At 28.9% G+C, this 16942-nt stretch carries 19 protein-coding genes; 6 read left to right on the top strand and 13 right to left on the bottom strand.

The window, feature by feature from the left end; all coding sequences use genetic code 11:
• From Q0958_RS18545 to Q0958_RS18535, 3 genes are all read right to left on the bottom strand, one after another.
• Entirely contained in the window at positions 1–768 is a 768-nt protein-coding gene (locus tag Q0958_RS18545) for a hypothetical protein (RefSeq protein WP_299125975.1), read from the bottom strand.
• Positions 740–1144 carry a hypothetical protein gene (locus tag Q0958_RS18540; protein WP_299125973.1) on the bottom strand — a complete coding sequence of 135 codons (405 nt, stop codon included), beginning with the start codon at positions 1142–1144 and terminating at the stop codon, positions 740–742. The genes Q0958_RS18545 and Q0958_RS18540 overlap by 29 nt, the downstream gene beginning before the upstream one ends.
• A gap of 116 nt (positions 1145–1260) precedes the next feature.
• Positions 1261–1710: a hypothetical protein gene (locus Q0958_RS18535; protein ID WP_299125970.1), complete on the bottom strand. Its 450-nt coding sequence runs from the start codon at positions 1708–1710 to the stop codon at positions 1261–1263.
• 212 nt (positions 1711–1922) lie between these two features.
• Between Q0958_RS18535 and Q0958_RS18530 the strand changes: the two genes are divergently transcribed.
• On the top strand, positions 1923–2852 hold the full coding sequence (locus tag Q0958_RS18530; RefSeq protein WP_299125967.1) for an MBL fold metallo-hydrolase: 930 nt from the start codon (positions 1923–1925) through the stop codon (positions 2850–2852).
• A 5-nt stretch (positions 2853–2857) separates the two neighbouring features.
• On the opposite strand, the gene Q0958_RS18525 is transcribed toward Q0958_RS18530, so the two are convergent.
• Positions 2858–3604, bottom strand: coding sequence for a hypothetical protein (locus Q0958_RS18525; RefSeq protein ID WP_299125964.1), 747 nt, complete (start codon positions 3602–3604; stop codon positions 2858–2860).
• Positions 3605–3768: 164 nt separating this feature from the next.
• On the opposite strand from Q0958_RS18525, the gene Q0958_RS18520 reads away from it, so the two are divergent.
• The 4 genes from Q0958_RS18520 (at position 3769) to Q0958_RS18505 (ending at position 6254) form a co-directional block, all read left to right on the top strand.
• Positions 3769–4692 (top strand): hypothetical protein, encoded by a 924-nt coding sequence (locus tag Q0958_RS18520; protein ID WP_299125961.1) that lies wholly within the window; start codon positions 3769–3771, stop codon positions 4690–4692.
• 52 nt (positions 4693–4744) lie between these two features.
• On the top strand, positions 4745–4927 hold the full coding sequence (locus tag Q0958_RS18515) for a hypothetical protein (protein WP_299125958.1): 183 nt from the start codon (positions 4745–4747) through the stop codon (positions 4925–4927).
• 39 nt (positions 4928–4966) lie between these two features.
• Positions 4967–5365 (top strand): hypothetical protein, encoded by a 399-nt coding sequence (locus Q0958_RS18510; protein WP_299125955.1) that lies wholly within the window; start codon positions 4967–4969, stop codon positions 5363–5365.
• Positions 5366–5552: 187 nt separating this feature from the next.
• Positions 5553–6254: a DNA-binding domain-containing protein gene (locus tag Q0958_RS18505; RefSeq protein ID WP_299125952.1), complete on the top strand. Its 702-nt coding sequence runs from the start codon at positions 5553–5555 to the stop codon at positions 6252–6254.
• Positions 6255–6487: 233 nt separating this feature from the next.
• Here Q0958_RS18505 and Q0958_RS18500 read toward each other — a convergent pair whose 3' ends face one another.
• The 3 genes from Q0958_RS18500 to Q0958_RS18490 form a co-directional block, all read right to left on the bottom strand.
• Entirely contained in the window at positions 6488–6943 is a 456-nt protein-coding gene (locus tag Q0958_RS18500) for a hypothetical protein (protein ID WP_299125950.1), read from the bottom strand.
• A gap of 73 nt (positions 6944–7016) precedes the next feature.
• Positions 7017–7889: an AraC family transcriptional regulator gene (locus Q0958_RS18495; protein WP_299125948.1), complete on the bottom strand. Its 873-nt coding sequence runs from the start codon at positions 7887–7889 to the stop codon at positions 7017–7019.
• Positions 7890–8160: 271 nt separating this feature from the next.
• Positions 8161–8958, bottom strand: coding sequence for an MBL fold metallo-hydrolase (locus tag Q0958_RS18490; protein WP_299125945.1), 798 nt, complete (start codon positions 8956–8958; stop codon positions 8161–8163).
• Positions 8959–9189: 231 nt separating this feature from the next.
• On the opposite strand from Q0958_RS18490, the gene Q0958_RS18485 reads away from it, so the two are divergent.
• Entirely contained in the window at positions 9190–9429 is a 240-nt protein-coding gene (locus Q0958_RS18485; RefSeq protein WP_299125943.1) for a hypothetical protein, read from the top strand.
• A 210-nt stretch (positions 9430–9639) separates the two neighbouring features.
• Here the strand turns inward: Q0958_RS18485 and Q0958_RS18480 are convergent, their stop codons facing one another.
• The 6 genes from Q0958_RS18480 to Q0958_RS18455 all read right to left on the bottom strand — a co-directional run bounded on the left by Q0958_RS18480 (position 9640) and on the right by Q0958_RS18455 (position 16937).
• A complete protein-coding gene (locus Q0958_RS18480) occupies positions 9640–11358 on the bottom strand; it encodes a hypothetical protein (RefSeq protein WP_299125941.1) in 1719 nt (572 codons plus the stop codon).
• Positions 11359–11370: 12 nt separating this feature from the next.
• Positions 11371–12603, bottom strand: coding sequence for a DUF4249 domain-containing protein (locus Q0958_RS18475; protein WP_299125938.1), 1233 nt, complete (start codon positions 12601–12603; stop codon positions 11371–11373).
• A 2-nt stretch (positions 12604–12605) separates the two neighbouring features.
• Positions 12606–15353: a carboxypeptidase-like regulatory domain-containing protein gene (locus Q0958_RS18470; RefSeq protein WP_299125936.1), complete on the bottom strand. Its 2748-nt coding sequence runs from the start codon at positions 15351–15353 to the stop codon at positions 12606–12608.
• Between the two features lie 13 nt (positions 15354–15366).
• A complete protein-coding gene (locus tag Q0958_RS18465) occupies positions 15367–16080 on the bottom strand; it encodes a hypothetical protein (protein WP_299125934.1) in 714 nt (237 codons plus the stop codon).
• 207 nt (positions 16081–16287) lie between these two features.
• A complete protein-coding gene (locus Q0958_RS18460; RefSeq protein WP_299125932.1) occupies positions 16288–16557 on the bottom strand; it encodes a heavy-metal-associated domain-containing protein in 270 nt (89 codons plus the stop codon).
• Positions 16558–16559: 2 nt separating this feature from the next.
• On the bottom strand, positions 16560–16937 hold the full coding sequence (locus tag Q0958_RS18455; RefSeq protein WP_299125930.1) for a rhodanese-like domain-containing protein: 378 nt from the start codon (positions 16935–16937) through the stop codon (positions 16560–16562).
• Positions 16938–16942: the final 5 nt, after the last annotated feature.

Raw genomic sequence — 16942 nt, 5'->3', positions numbered from 1 at the left:
TTAATTAATCAAATAAATAAACAATGTTAGTAATAATAATATAATTCCAAATAATGCTTTTAAAGGAAACTGTGCAACACCAAATGTAAAGTTCATAACTTTTTTAATTCCATTAGAAGCAAATGAGATTGACTTTAAGTACACTTTTAAAGCATTTGGTTCGTCTTCACTTTTACTCAATTCATTCTTTAATTTCTCTTCATCAAACTTAACTTTATCAGAAACTAATGTCAAAATCTTTTTAACTATTCTATTAACAATTCCGCCTACGAATGGGACTTTGTCCGATACAACTTTAGAAACCATAGGAATGGTTATAATATGAATAACTCCTTTAAAAAGTAAACTTAAAACATCTTTTCTATTTTCTTTAGTAGTCTGGTTGCTAACTTCATTTATATCAGCTACAGCAGATTTCATAATATCCAAAGAATAATTAATAATCCCCCACATATCAGATTTCATTTTCCAAATTAGAAAAAGTAATCCCATAAAGAATCCAGCTAACAAAAAAAGTATAAGTCCAATAATACTATATAGAACATATTCAACATGGACTAAATCCAACATATAGAAACCTATAATAAAAGCCAAAATTGAAATCAAAACTGGTCTAATAACCCAATTGATAACATATTTTGGAAAGACTAATAATTCTACAAAGTTTTCTACAACTTCTTCGTTTCTATATTTATGTATATCAATTCCTAGCTCTTCCTTTATTTTATTATCTAGTTTTTCAAGATCTTTTTCTGTTCTTATTCTCATTAGTACAATTTATTTTTAATTCGATTCCTGTTTTTGGCTTTTTTCTTTGTCTTTTATTTTTTGGAGCTAACAGGTAATAATAAATTCCTTTTTCTCTCTTAGCTAATTCTTTCTCTATTGCAATTTCTCTATCTAATTGTTTTTGAAAAACACTATCTATATGAATTGAAGCTGTTTCACATTCGAAATATTTCTCTAATTCATTCAAAATTAATATACCATGATAAACTCTTTTTTTAACTATCCATGACTCGTTTGTCTCTAAATCAATTATTTGAGAATTAGGTGGAATTCCATTTTCAATATGTTGTAGTTCGGTTAAAAGCCCTAACCCTGGTATTTCGAAACAATCTATAACTCTAACTTTTCTTTTCATAATATTTTCTTTCTCAACATAACAATTTTAACACTTAACAAATATATACTCCAAAAGGAAACGATAAATTTTCTTAGTTTTTTATTTTTAAAAAGTCTTAACTTATTATTTAGCTTCTATTTTTCTATCAAATCAGCTGGTACACTATTCTTAAAAACATATTGGTTTCTTTCTTCTGAAGTATTGTCGTGAATTATCAAGTTCATATTATCTTCAAAGTAAAGATTAATACCAAAACTCAACTTATTATTTTTATTCCAAACTAACTCTTTCCAAGATACAAGCTTCTTTCCAACATATTTTTCAAAATCAGGAAAATATATGTTAATCGGAACAATAGGATAATAAAACTCTTTATCACCAAATGATTCTCTTGACTCGAAATCTTTATTTACTTTTCTAACTGTAGTTAATTCATCACTCGATACAATACTAATCCAATTATCGAACTTTAAATAAGTAAGATTGATTTTTTCAATTAATTCTCCATTTAGAACAAAAGATTGAGTTCGTCCTTTGTCTAACTTTTTACCAATTATAGAATCTAATATTTCTTTTCCTTCCATGTACTATCATAACAACTATAACATCCAACGAATATACTCAAAAAAGTAAACGACAAGTTTCTAATGGATAACTTAGACAACAACAATTAAGTTTCATCTATCAAAAGAACCTATCTGTCATTCAAAGTAGCGGTTTAAGCTAATAATTGACAACACACTCTTTTAAAAATTAATTTTACCAACAGAACTATTTATTAATAATAGCGATTAAAATGTTAAAAGAAACGATACATTACTTCTTTCTCATCAGTTTATTATCTCATAGTTTTAATGCTCAAACCAAATCTTTCGATTTTGTAGCCACCCCCGTTGCAGAAAATGTATATAGTATCGTTTCTCCTTCATTTGGATTACCTACTCCCGAAAACAAAGGTTGGAACTCTAACAGTCATTTTGTAGTTACTAAAGACGGAGTGTTGTTATTCGACACTGGCTCTTCTGAAACCATTGGAAATGGAATTAAAAACGCTATTAAAAAAGTGACTAACAAACCCGTTCGTTGGTTGATTAACTCTCACAGTCATGCCGATCATTGGTTAGGGAATGCTGCCTTTTCCAAAGCTGAGATTTTTGCTAGCAAAGCTGCTTTAGAAACCATGAAAAAGTACGGAGAAGAAGATGTTGCTTTTTTTAATAGAGCTACCAAAGGAACCATTGGTAAAACTCGTTTGCTATATCCTAACAAACTAATTACCGAGCATCAAAAAATGAATTTTGGTGGTGTAGAAGTCGAATTCCTTTTTTCTAATAACGGTCACTCACACGGTGATGTATTGGTATGGTTACCTCAACAAAAAATAATCTTTGGAGGCGATGTATTAAGCTCTAACTGGATGCCTATTATTATCAACCCAAAAAAAGTTCCCAACCTAATTCAAACACTTAACACTATAGCTGAGTTACAACCTATACATGTACTAACAGGTCATGGAAATATTACCAAAGGAAGTGCTGTAATACGCGATGCTAATCTGTTATCCAAAGTTTGGAAACTGGTTAAAGAAGCTAAAGGAAAAGGAAAAACAGAAAGAGAAATTCTTAAAAGTATTGAAAGCAAGCTTGCTCCTACTTACAAAGACCTGTATACCAACTTTACCACGGAGATAAAACGTTATGTTGAGGTGTTATATAAAACGTTATAAATTCCTTACTTCACCACTACAGTTTCAAAAATAGCTTTTAACTCTTCTTTGTTAAATTCTGTATTCGTTCTAATTCCTATAAACAGCTTATCATTGGGTTCCTTTTTATCTAATGGTTCAAAGTTTACATTTGATCTATTTGTAATCTTTTTATCTGTCCACAAAGCAATTGTTCGTTTATAGTTCCCAACAGTATCTATATGTAACTCGCAATACTTAAACCGTTCTTTCTTTTCTTCTGGAATACAAAATGGAATCAAATATTCTTTCCCTTCAAACTCTAATGAGTAATAAAACTCACAGTTGTTTTCCTTGTCATTTTCAAAAACTAAAGTTTCGTTGTTCTCATGTAGTTTTAAGTTTTTTATTTTCTTAGTTATCTCATCTAAGTTTACGCTCCCTTTTTCATCTTCATATGGCTTTATATTTATTTTGTTTAAAAACTTTTGAAGCGTCATAAAGTCCATGCTCCTTTGACTTTCTTTTATAAAAGAAGCTTTATCCTTTGGTGGGCTAGGTGAATACCAACCATAGTCAAAAAGAAAACTAGAAGTACCATTTTCAATTTTCCCAACAAAAGAATCAATTCCATCTATCTTTTTATATTTAAACTCTTTTGGTAGAATAATACTAAATAACTCAAAGTCTATTGTATGATTTTTTCCATCTTTTTGAGGAATATACTCTACTCCGCTAGTATTACAATTAACCAATAACAGAAATGAGCATAAGAGTAGAAGGTTACTTTTCATATTTTTTAAGGTAAAGATAAAAGAACTTTCTTTCTTAAATACTATTTTATATGTTAGGAAAAAGACTTGTATCTCTACATTATAACTAAAGGTTCTTCTTATATTTTTTAATTTAGCATTTCTGCTTACTCAACAATAGAGTTAATAGTTATATTTATAATGCTATGAAAAATACACTTATACTACTCTTCTTAATCATTAGTTACTCTTGTAAAAATCAACATACCCAAGAAAAGAATAAATTGATGATTAATAATTATGAAAAACTAGAGAAAGAATATATCAAACAATCTTCTTTAAAAAAGAAAGTCTACATGTCTGATACAAACGTTAAAGACTTTGTAAACATACTAAAAGCCAATACAACAGATAAAGATACTCTTGATTTTGTTATAACAGTTGGACAAACAAATAGCAATTGGATTAGTAATAATGATTTAGATTTTCTAATTTCTAAAATTAACTCTAAAGAAAAAGCTAACTGTATTAATAGAAGAATTTCATCTATTATTCCTAATTCAAAAAACATAACTCTCGGACACCAAATTATTTCGATAATTGAATCTTATCGAAATAATGAACCTTATCCAAACGATGTTTGTATTTGTAAAAGTTATTCTCAATATAAAGTAGATGAAATAGTAGCTTGGTGGAAAAACAAAAAAACAAAAGAAAACATTTCTATAGAAAAACAAAATGTAGCAAGTACTATAGCTTTAAACTTTATAAATGCTTATGCTAAATATTGTGATGATTTTAATTCTGAGCTTTCTGTTTTTGAATGGATTGACCAGCAAAAAGTTACTCAACAATTCAAACAAACATATAAAACAATAATTACCGAAGCTGAAAAAGAAGATCCCGAATTAGGTTTAGGCTTTGATCCTATATTTGATGCACAAAATTATCCTGATAATGGTTTTGAATTAGCGAAGTCTGTTGAAAAACCAAATTTTATTATGGTAAAAGGGAAAGAATTACCAGATTATAAGCTAAAAATTAAAATGAAACCAGTTAAAAATCGTTGGCTTGTAGATGGAGTTGGAATCATCAATATGACTAAAGAAGAACAACTAAAAAGATACTAACTTGTTTTATACGAATTAGGTTATTCAATCATTAAACAATAAATTACAAATAATGAATATCAAAAAACTTATAGGTCTTTTATGCATCTTAATTGGTGGTTTAGTACTTTTTTATAAAAATGCTGGTTTTTCTGGTTTTGGAGGATATGTTGATAAATCCTATGAAAACATAGCTATTAGCGCTACCCTAATTATAGTTGGTTTCATAATTATAAAACGAAAGAAAAGTAACTAACAAAATTCTCTTACCTTCAAAAAATCTAAATATTAAACAATGAATCAAAAAGAAATTACTTTTTCTGAATTTTATGAATTAATTTTTAAAGTTCTTCCTGATTTGCGAGAAATGAAAGTTTTCGAGCAACATAAAAATGAACTCAATGACGATTATATTGGTTTGCTTATATGTAATGAGCTAGCTAATAAAATGATGAAGGAAACCGAACTAGGAAATAAAACTATTTCAAATAAACTACTAGAACTAATTGAAGAAATATTAGTGAAACATCCAGATTCCATTATATCTAGTCTTATTGGGACTGAGTTTATTGTTAGTATTTTAGAATACCCTATGAAAAAAGAACTAAAAATTAATCTTTTAAAACAGATGAAAAAAGAAACCCTTAAAAGTTATAAAATGGCCAAACAAGGCTATAAAGAGGTCTTTCTTTAGTTATTACTTCTTCTTTTCTAATATAAGACACAAAAATTTCGTATCTTAGAGCAGACGTAGAAATTGTATGTCCTTCACTTTCTCCACAACTTCCCTTTATACATTCGATTTTAAATAACCTTACATCCCATAGCTAATAGAATAGGTTTAGTTATGAACTAAAAATAATGTTATTAAAGTTGAACTTATGAAGTACTATTTGACCAAAAATCATTTAAACGAAGAAGATAATTACATCGCACGTGTGTTAGCTACACGTAGTGTAAGTCAGGCTGCTCTAATTAAAAAGATGCTAGAAAAACGAAGTGCTGTAGGTAAAACAGATATTGTTGCTGTACTCAATTCTTTTTACGAAACTATTATACAATGCATTAAAGATGGAGATACTGTAAACTTACCGCTATTTAACATTAGTTATTCTATAACTGGTGTTTTTGATAATGATGAAGAAATCTTTTCCGAGAAAAAGCACAAACTACATTTAAAGCTTAAAACGGGAAAATTAATTAAAAATGTGCTTCATGAAGTGCCTATTAATAAGGTTGCAGCGCCTAATACCTATACACAAATTACTCAGGTAATAGACATTGGTTCTGGAACTTCTAATCAGCAAATTACTTCAGAAGGTCTTTTTGAATTGTTAGGAAGTCGTTTAAAAATAGCGGGGTCACACCCTAGTGTGGGATTGTACTTTATTGGAGAAGATCAAACGGAAATTAAAGTAACTCGTTTTTCTCGCAATACCTTTAAAAATATTATTGCACAAGCTCCTCATCTATTACCAGGGAGGTATCATATTCGAATTAAATCACAGTTTACCTCAAATCCACAAGCCTTTTTAAAAGGAGTTCGTATTAGCGATACTTCTTTTAAACTAGTTGTTGTTTAAGTTTCTTTTAGCTTAGCAACAAGTACTATTTAAATTCTAATTCTTTTCATATTATAACGGTCGCTATAGTTTATCTATAACGACCGTTATGCTGTTATTATCACTATGCTTATAGCAACTCTCTCATTACCGTGTTTGATTTACTCCGCTGAGCGGTCTCCAAATACTTTGCTTAGGCTTCTCCTTTTTAAACACTTAGTGGTTAAATTTTAGTTTGCCAAGGCTGTTTCTTTTTACAAAGGCTTTAAGAAAATGGCTTCACGCAGTACTTGCCATCTATTGTCTTCAAAACGCAATTCAATATTACATAGTAATTGCATTTCTTTTCCATTCATTCCACTGTGTTTTCTCGTAAGTACACAAACAGCTGTGTCTCCTAATACATGAAAATCATGCCAGTCTGCCCAAGTATTTAACTGGGTTTTACCTTCTGCTGCTTGCTTGGCAAAATGATCTTTAAACTCTTGCTTGTTATAGGTTTTTACTTCGCCATCTGGCAATACCAATGTGGTATGAAAGTCTTTGTGATATATGGTTTCTAAAGCTTCTATGTCGTAATTTGTGGCTCTGTCTATTAAATAATCCATTGCCTTACGAATTGCTTCTTTGGTATGGGTTTTATTTTGTGCGTTTACTACCATGGTAAAAACGGTTAAGATGATTAAACATATTTGTGTTAAGTGTTTCATTGATGCTTATTTTATCAATTCTTTTCTTAGTACAAAGATGCTCCGATTTCCCTAGTTACAAGCTACCGTTTTTTTACGAATAGATACCATTTTGATAATCGATTCGGTATTCTTTGGGAGATTGCCCTGTTTTTAATTTAAAAAACCTCGATAAGTGATTGGATTCTGAAAAATGCAACTCGTCCGCTATTTCCGAGATCGTTTTTGATGTATGTATCAGTTTCATTTTTACTTCAAATAGGAGTCTCGATTTAATAAAGTCCGTAACCGTTACATTGAACTGTGCTTTTACCGCTTTGTTTAGCGATATTCGACTTATTTTCATCATTCCCGCATAGTCTTCCACACGTTGGTGAGTATGGATGTGTTTTTCTACCAACTTTCGAAATTGATAGGCGGTATTGTCTAATGATATTGCCTCGTTGAACTTATTGATTTCGAAGTAATTTCTATTTAACGATATTAAGATATAATACAATAACGATCGTATAATGTGTACACTATCGCTTTTAGGATGTACCAATTCGTGTTTAATCTCTCGTAACTTTAATAGGTTATCGTCCATATAAGACGGGGCTACTTCTATTGCCAAAGGAAACTCAGTTTGGTAAAAGTATAGCAATCGGAAAATAAAATACTGATCGGAAAAGAAGTCGTTTAAAAAATTGTCTTGGAACAATAACAGTTGCCCTTCAAACGTGGCAACATCAGCATGCCACGAATGGTGCTGATGTTTTGATATAAAGATAATACTGTTGGATTTTAGGGCTATTTTTTCGTCATTGAGTTGTAGAAAACCTTCCGCCTTTTTTAAGAAGAAAATCTGAAAGAAATCTGCCGACACCGTTGCATTGGTTAATTCAAACGGACATTCGGACTGAAAGTCGATGGCGTTGAGGTGTAAATTAACCCCGCATATGGTTTTGTTAAACTCTAAATATTCCATTTTCTATTTTTAGAATAAGATATAAATTATATCTACAGTTAGTTTTATATTTGCCAAAATCATTTATGCTATGAAAGATCTTTTACTTTTATTTATCTTAATATTCTTAATAATTAGTAATGTTTATCCTGCTCCTTTTTTAGATAAAAAAACTAAACGGTTAAAAACTTGGATAATAATTGTTCTGGGTATAGCATTATTAATATATATAGCACTTGTATTTTTAGCTTAAAATAACCTACACTTTTATAATACTACAGTTTCTCCATCGTTAGGCACTAAAACTTACCTTTTCTTTTTGTGCTTCTTGGCGTACCATATCTCTAGTAGTTTTACAATGGTCTAAAGATTCCATGTGTACTGCTATTACTTTTGCTTTGGGTGCTAACTTGGCTACTTCTACCGCTCTTTTCTCATCCATTAATATTTGTGCGCCTCCGTATTCTGCTCCTCCCGAATTTACAACAATTATTGCTGGGTTATATTTTTGAATGGTACTCTTAATCTCTTCATCTAAAAGACAATCACCCACAATATATACTGTTGGATATCCTTTGGCTTGCAATACAAATCCCGACACTTCTCCCAATGCTTTTAATAACTGATCTGGTCCGTGTTTTCCTTTGGTACGGATAATTGTTGTTCCTTCAAATGCTGCTTTTTTTTCCACCAATTGTACCTTAGTAAACGGACTTTCTTCTAAAACTTTTTTATCAAAAGGCTGTCCAAACAACGGCAAACTTTTATCTAAAGCTTTTTTTGCTCCTTCATCAAAGTGATCTAAATGTGTATGCGTTACTAAAACAGCATCTAATCCCTTGGTAATATCGCTAACAGGTAAAGGTAATTCTACGGTTGGGTTTAGGTTTTTGTTAGGCACTACAAACGACATAAAACTGTGTTTTGGCGATAATGATGGATCTACCAAAAAGGTTTTTCCGTTATAGTTTAGTTTTAAGGTTGCGTTTCTTATTAATTGGATGCTTACCGGTTCCATATTCGTTGTTTTTAATTGCTTACAGGCTGTTAATAGCATAATGGCTATGAGTGCTATAGGTAATCTTCTCATTATTAAAATTTTATTTCTGCAAAGATCCTCCCTTTCTCCTGTTATTAGGCTACCAATTATTTACGAATACCTACCATTTTGATAAGCGAGTGTTTTTCTATTGAATGAAGCCTATTTAAAAAATAAGGTAAACCCTTATTTCTAGTATGGTTTTCCGTAAGTAAAGGTAGTTTTTAAATAGTAGGTTTGTTATACTTCTAACTTCTCTTAAATTTTAAACGTTTATTAATTATGAATAAAGTAATAAAAGCATTAGGTATAATACTTGTTCTATTTGCTCTCATGCAAGGAATAATAACTTCTTTAGTACTTTTACAAAATCCAGACGAAGGTTTTTTTTCAAAAAATTTTGTAAGAAGAACTTATAATCTTATCTATGGACAAAGTAATACAGTACCTATACTTTACGGATTAATAGCTATATCAGGAGCAATAATATTAACTAATAAACCTAAAAAAAATAAAGACTAGAAAACTTAGAGTTTAACCTAAGTTCAATTAATATTAAAATAAACAAAAATCCCGAGCAATGAACTCGGGGTTTTTGTTTATGATTTTTACACTCTTCCTACAGCACAGCATACAAACGATTTTGCGTTGTGCAGTAGCGTATTGTCTGCTTCTACTTCTGGATAACCTAGTTTTGATAATTTTTTAGGAATATTATACTCAACTAAAAAACTACTCTATCATAATATATTCTTTTAAAGTCACTGGAATTCCTTTTTTTGTGAATCCTTCAACACATACCTCATAAACCCCAGAATTATCAGATGTATAAAACTCAAGTACTGTTGTTGATTTATCTAACTTAATATGTGGATTCCATAATAATTGATTCCTATAATCTGGTATTCTAGATTTTGGGGTCAAATAACTTTTCTTAAAGTATTCTTTTTCTAATTGAGTTGGAGATAATTGAACCATAAAAAAATCATTTTCTACCTCTTCATTAAATTTTTTGCTCTTAGTTTCAAAAATTAAAATTCCTTGATATGCATTTCCTCCAAAAATAAATTTAGTCTTTGTTCTTATTAAACTAATATTATCTATTTCACTTGCCTTAAAATCAATTATTTTAGAAACATCCTCTTGTAAAACACCGTCTACTATTACTAATGCTTTTGGTTGATTTTCCAAATATCCACCTAATGATTCTGTATGAAATACGTCTCTGTTTTCACTATCTTTTATGATGCTCGCATGTTCAATTATCTCAATAAATACTTCTTTTACTGTTTTAAACTTAGTATAATCTTCTAATTTAAATACTTTTTTAGGTAAGTCTTTTAAACTAGAATTCTTATACTGAATTATTGAGTCTTGATGAATTGCCTTGTAACTATTCTCTATTTGATTATTTATACTTCGTCTTAAAATTACATCTTTATAGCTTTCAGGAATTTTTACTTGGTTAAAAGTAAATTTCATTTTTGTTAAATCAAGTTCTCTATTTTCAAAAACAATATCGTAATCTTTATTATTCTTATTCAAAACCTGGATAAAACCACGGCTACCGATATATTTTTTATTTAAATTAAAATTAAAATGCCCTTGAGAATCAGTAGAAGAAAATTCAAGAATAAAATCCTTATCTGGTATTGAAAGAGATAGTTTTTGGTTTTTAACTGGTAATTTATCTTTCTTTAATAATAATTTACCTGATATTAATTCACCTCTTAATTCTGGAAAAAAAACAATTTCATTATCTGTTATTGTTTTATTTTTTATTCTACTTTTAAAACCAATTGCATTTATTCTTCTTTTTCCTAACTCATCTAATTTGTCTATTTTTTTTACTGATATTGAGTAATCTCCTTCAAGATTTTTATCAGCTTCTTTTTTTATTTTTATTAATACTTTTTCTCTTTTTAAAAACTTTTTCTTGTCTATATCTATCTTAAAATATGGAGAAAGAACAGGTTTTTTAAGACTTACTTCCTTTAAGGTACTTGTAATACTATCTTTTTCTTTAACTACAAATACGTTTTGGTTTTCTTGATAAGGATTTACAATAGTAATATCTTCTTTAAAAAATGCATCATCTTTAAAATTCTTCATCCATTGTGTGTATGCAATAATTTTATAATTACCTGAAGGTAATCCTATTGGTATCCTTGCTTCTCCTCTTCCTAAACCGTTATTGAGTTTTAACTTTAATTTTAATTTCTCTTTTTTTTCAATATCAACAAGTGATACGTATGCAATCTTACTGTAAGGACTCTTTTCTCCTTTAGAATCTAAACAATATAAAGAATAATATAACTTTTCTCCAGAAAGTAACATCGTAGAATTAAGATGTACAAAGATTGTTTCTTCTGGATAATCCTTCTTTTTTTTCTGTGAAAAAATATTGTTTTGACTAACTATAAATGCTAGAAATATTAGAAATACTCTCATCTTTTTCATATTTTAATCTATCCAATAATCTGGTTTTTCTTTTGAGCCTGGTACTAAAGTACAATCAGCACAAATTTTAGACGCTACTTTGTAAGGACGGTTTGGGATAGGAGGTACACCTGTATCTCCCCAAAACTCAACCATTCCTTTTTCTATCATTTCATATAAAGATAAACCTATTGGATTATGTGAAGCTTCAAGATGAGGAGCAGAGGTAAAACATGCTTCTACATATGGTGGGGCTCCATTAAGTGTAAAAAATTCTTTGTAACTAAAAAATACTCGTTTAGAAATTACTTTAGACACTTCAAAAAAACCTAAAGCTACATCATTGGGATTCTCTGATGATCTTACATTACCAACTATATTACCTGGTTGGTTTTCTGAAAAAACACTTTCCGATTCTGAAAATTCTTTTAATTTTCTGTAAAAAGAAAATGCTTCTTTAGAAAGAACATATTGTTCTAATTCTACGCTGTATCTACGTCCTATTTTTTTATCCTCTTTATCTAAAAAAACTACTTCAAAAGGCCCTAGTAAATTTCCACTAAAATTTCTTGAATTAAATAAAAATGATTTTGAATTATTTTCTTCAATATAACATATGCTTCCTTTTTTATTACCTCTAGGCACTACATCTATAGTTTTAGTATCTGGAAATAACTTAAACTTAAACGCTGTCCAAAATGGCGCAGCAATTTCATAAGTAGCATTGAGATTAAATCTATAAAAAGTTGGGATATCTATAGTGTTATTCGTGTTTTTCTCATATTCAAAAAGAACCCCTTGATTACCTGCAGAGTTTTCTGTCTTTTTTATTGTAATATTAAAATCTTGATTAGGACCTTCTGGCAATTTAAGAATATCCGAAACATATTCTTTTCCAGATTGTAATGTAATTTTTAATTGATATGTCTTATTTTCTTGCGCTTTAAACTCAACTTTAGATTTGTATTTCCCTGGTGATTCTTCTTCATATTCGTACATTAAATTAGAATCTTCATAAACTACAACATTTGCATTTTTAACAGAAGGAGGAACTTTTATCCCTTCCAAAGGATACGTTGTTGTTAAACTTAATTTTTGGTACCCTAATCTATTTGTAACTCTACCTTCTACTACTAATAACTCTTTAAAGTTTTCTGTAGAATTAATATTGTAAGGTTCTATACAACTTAACAATAAGAAGAAGAAACTAAAACAAAATACGATAATTGCCTTTTTATTTTTTAAATATATCATCATAGCTAAAATTTAATATTAAAAGTAATTGTAGGAATAGGTACAGAAAATATAGAGCTTTTATAAGCTTTTATTTCAGAATCTTCAGAAACAAAAAATACTGAATATGGATTATTTCTTCCCAGAACATTATAAATTGAAAAACTCCAAAAACTATGAACTAATTTTTTACGTTTATGATTTCCTTCAATATTTACACTTAAATCTAAACGATAATAGTCCGGAATTCTAAATTTATTTCTATCACTATAGGTTACAAATTCTATATTATTAAAAACAAATTGTCCTATAGGAAAAGTAATAGGTCTTCCTGTTTGATATACTCCATTTAGAGATACACTATACCTTTTTGTTAATTTATAATTTGCTACAAGACTAAAATCATTAGGCTTGTCATAATTGGAAGGAAAATATTCTCCTCTATTAATATTTTCTGTAGCGAAATTACTATCAAACTTGTTAAAAGACCTAGAATAAGTATACCCTAGCCAACCATTTAATCTACCTCTGGTTTTCTTGATTAGAAACTCTACTCCGTAAGCTTTTCCTTCTCCTTGTACAACATTTGTTTCTAACTCTTCATTTAATAATAATTTGGCTCCTGTTTTAAAATCAAGCGTATTTTGTAATATTTTGTAATAACCTTCTAAACTAATTTTATACTCGTCTTCTTTTAAATTTTTATAAACTCCAAAAGAAAACTGCTTAGAGGTTTGTGGTTTTATATTCAAATCAGATAGCTTCCATGTATCTGTAGGAGAATTAGTTGTGTTATTTGATAATGTATGGATATATTGATTTGTGCTATTATAACTTGCTTTTAACGTTAAATCATTTGGAAAAGAATATTTAGCTGATAATCTGTATTCTAATCCTCCATAATTACTTATCACTTCATTATTTTTATATTGAACTTCTTCCAGTAACGTTGTTATATCCTTAGGAGCTCCTTCTGTATAAATTCTTTGGCTTCCTGGTCCTAAGAATAAAAAATTAGAATATCTTAACCCTAAATAAAACTGTAATCTATCATTAAGTTTAAAATCATCTGATATGAAAAAAGCTGATTCTAGTGCTTTCTCTTTTGGTATATCTATTTTTGCATATGACGAATTTTGTCCTATTGGCTTTATATTTCCTGGGTTTACATTATATAGTTTTGATGAAACCCCATAATTAAAGTGATGCTGTTTGCTTCTTAAATATGAAAAATTTAATTTCAATTCTGTTTCATTAATATTATAACCTAAATCAAACCCTCCTGTAGTTTGTTTATAATAATCAATGTTAAATCCATAGTTCGAATTTGTTAACAATACATTCAAATTATTTTTCTCATTAAATTTATGATTAGAACTAATAGATATAGCTTTATTGGTAAATGAATGTATAGAGTCAAGAGTTACATTAAAGCGATCTTTACTAAGGTAACCACTAACACTTAATGAGTTTTTATCATTAATTTTATGTAAATATTTTAAACTAACATCATAAAATGATGCTTCACTATCTTTAAGATTTTTTGAATCTAAAGACCTTAAAATCCAGTTCGAATAAGTACTTCTTGCTCCCACCATCAAAGTAGATTTATCTTTTAAAACAGGTACTTGTAACGCTAAATTACTCATTATAGCTCCTATAGAAGCTTCTCCTTGGATTTTATTAACATGAACATCTTTTGACTTTATATCAAATACTGATGATAATCTCCCTCCAAACTCTGAGGGTATATTTCCTTTATAAATATCAACAGATTTTAAAACAAAGGGATTTATACTTGAAAACAATCCGAAAAAGTGAGTTGGATTATATATAGTCATACCATCTAAAAGAATTAAATTCTGATCTGTTTTTCCTCCTCTTACATTATACCCTGATGCTCCTTCTCCAGCTGTAGTTATACCTGGTAAAGTTGTTGCAACTCTAAATATATCTTGTTCTCCTAACACTAGAGGTATATTTTTTATTTTTGCAACTTCTATTTGAGATACACCAGTAATTGCTTTGATTTCGTTTATATCTTTTTTTGCATAAATATCTACTTCTTCTAACGATTCAAATGTCTCATTCATTGCAAAATTTAACCTGTCATTGTTATAAATTACAACATCCTTGCTTATCTTTTCATTTCCTACTAACTCAACTTCTATTGTATTAAACCCTTTCGGAACTCTTAACTTATAATAACCTTTTTCATTGGTCTCTGTGACAACTTGCTTTCCTTTAACACTAACTACTGCTCCTTGTACTAGCTCATTTGTTATACTGTTTTTAATTGTACCTGTTATGTAGAAATATTTATCATTTGAATTTAAATTAGCTTTTCCTATTTTGATAACTTTCGATTGATTTTGTGAATTCTCTTCAAAAAATACAGGCGCTACTTCTTCTTCTAGATTTACTTCTTTTTTTGTTTTTGATGTTAGAAATCCTTCTGGAAGCTTATTAAAAACTACGTTGTTTTTGGTTAGAATTATTTTTTTTCCTTCATGCAAATAAAAATTTATGGGAGTCTCCTTTAAAACTTCTGTTAGTATTTTCTCTAAAGAACTATCGGTATAACTACCCGTTACTTTTATATCCTTCAACCATCCATCTATATAAAAAAAAGAATAACCTGTTTTACTTTCAAGATCATTTAACACTTTTTCTAAGGGACTATCTACAAAAGATATTGTAATTTTTTTTGAAAAATCTTGAGCAGTAACTATTGTACAATATAAAATTGCAAACAACACTAGTATTTTTTTCATAACTGTTTTTATTTTAATTCTGATCTAAAGCCTCGATTAACTTAACCCAAAAAAGACTCTTATTATCTTTTCTCAATTTTTTATATGTAGCATAATATTTTTCTACTACTTTTTCTTTTTCAGGAAAAATTCTTCTTAAATCTCTTTTGCTTTTCACTTCATTATATTTCCCTTTATAAAATATAAAATACTTCTCTTCATCGTTTACATATTTTGCAAACATTTTTCCTCTATCTAACCTCTCTGAAATTGATTTGTTATGCCCTACTAAAAGCTTAACTCTTTTCGAATCATAAATGATTTCATATAAACCTAAAAAGTTATCATTCTCCTTAGAATTCCCCTTTTTAAAATTTATAAATTTTGCGCCATCAATTGTTAAATACTGAATCTTATCTTTAAAGATTTTAATTGGTAAGTGGGTTCCGTTTTTATCTTTTAACCGAACTATTATTTCTTGATCATGCAAATCATATTTCAAATCTAAATCGAAAAAGGATTCACCATCATAAACAATATCTCCTTTATAAAATTGATTGTTTTTATAAAATGGGTGACTATTTTTTACTGGAATATGCTTTTTTTTATAAGTTTCCCCTTCAAATATAGATGAAGAATGTACTCCTACTTCTTTATCAAACCAGCTGTATAAGTCTTTTTTGTCTTGACCATAGCTTAAAAAAGTAAAAAACAAAAAAAACAGTATTATCTTTAAATCATACATCATAACATTTTTTTTGTTGTAAATATATATTTTTTTTATCAAAACATCAACAATATCAAAATATTACAATAAATATCGTAAAATGAAAATTACGTAATAAGCTGTAAAATCATAGCTCGAAAACTTTCAAATAAAAATTTTATAACAAACATTATAATTGTTTTTTTATTCTAATAAAAAAATCCCGAGTTCTTCACTCGGGATTTTTGTTTATGATTTTTGTACTCTTCCTACAGCACAGCTTACAAACGATTTTGCTTTGTGCAGTACCGTATTGTCTGCTCCTACTTCTGGATAGCCTAGTTTTGATAATTTTTCTTTTACCAATCCTAATGTAGCTTCGTTACTTACAAAGGTAACTAAGGAATTATCTACACTTACGGCAACGTTGTCCACTCCTTTTATGCTACTTACTCCGTTTACAATGGTATTTGCACAACCACCGCATTTTAGGTTTTCTATATATACTTCTTGTTTCATGATTACTTATTTTTCTCTTGCCATTCTAAATAGCCTCCTAAAATATTATAAGTTTCAAAGCCTTCTTTCGATAACATTTCCGAAGCTATTTTACTTCTTCCACCCGATCGGCAATAAATATATACTGGTTTTGTTTTGTCTAACTTTTTTAAAGCTTCCTCTTTAAAACCATCTGATGTTACATTTATTTCTGTCGCATTTTTAATAATACCGTGTGCCCATTCTGGTGGTGTACGTACATCTAACAACTGAATGTTGGCTTCGTTTTTTAAAACCACTTGTAAATCTTCTACCGTAATATCTTTTACGCCTTCGTTTTTCGATTTACACGACATTACAATGGCTAGTAAACTTACTAGTATTAAAACGTACTTTTTCATCTTAA

Source organism: uncultured Tenacibaculum sp., from assembly GCF_947499065.1.
In the GTDB taxonomy this organism is placed as follows: Bacteria; Bacteroidota; Bacteroidia; order Flavobacteriales; family Flavobacteriaceae; genus Polaribacter.
The sequence above is the reverse complement of the archived record's forward strand: the minus strand, read 5'-3'. Positions and strand labels throughout refer to the sequence as shown.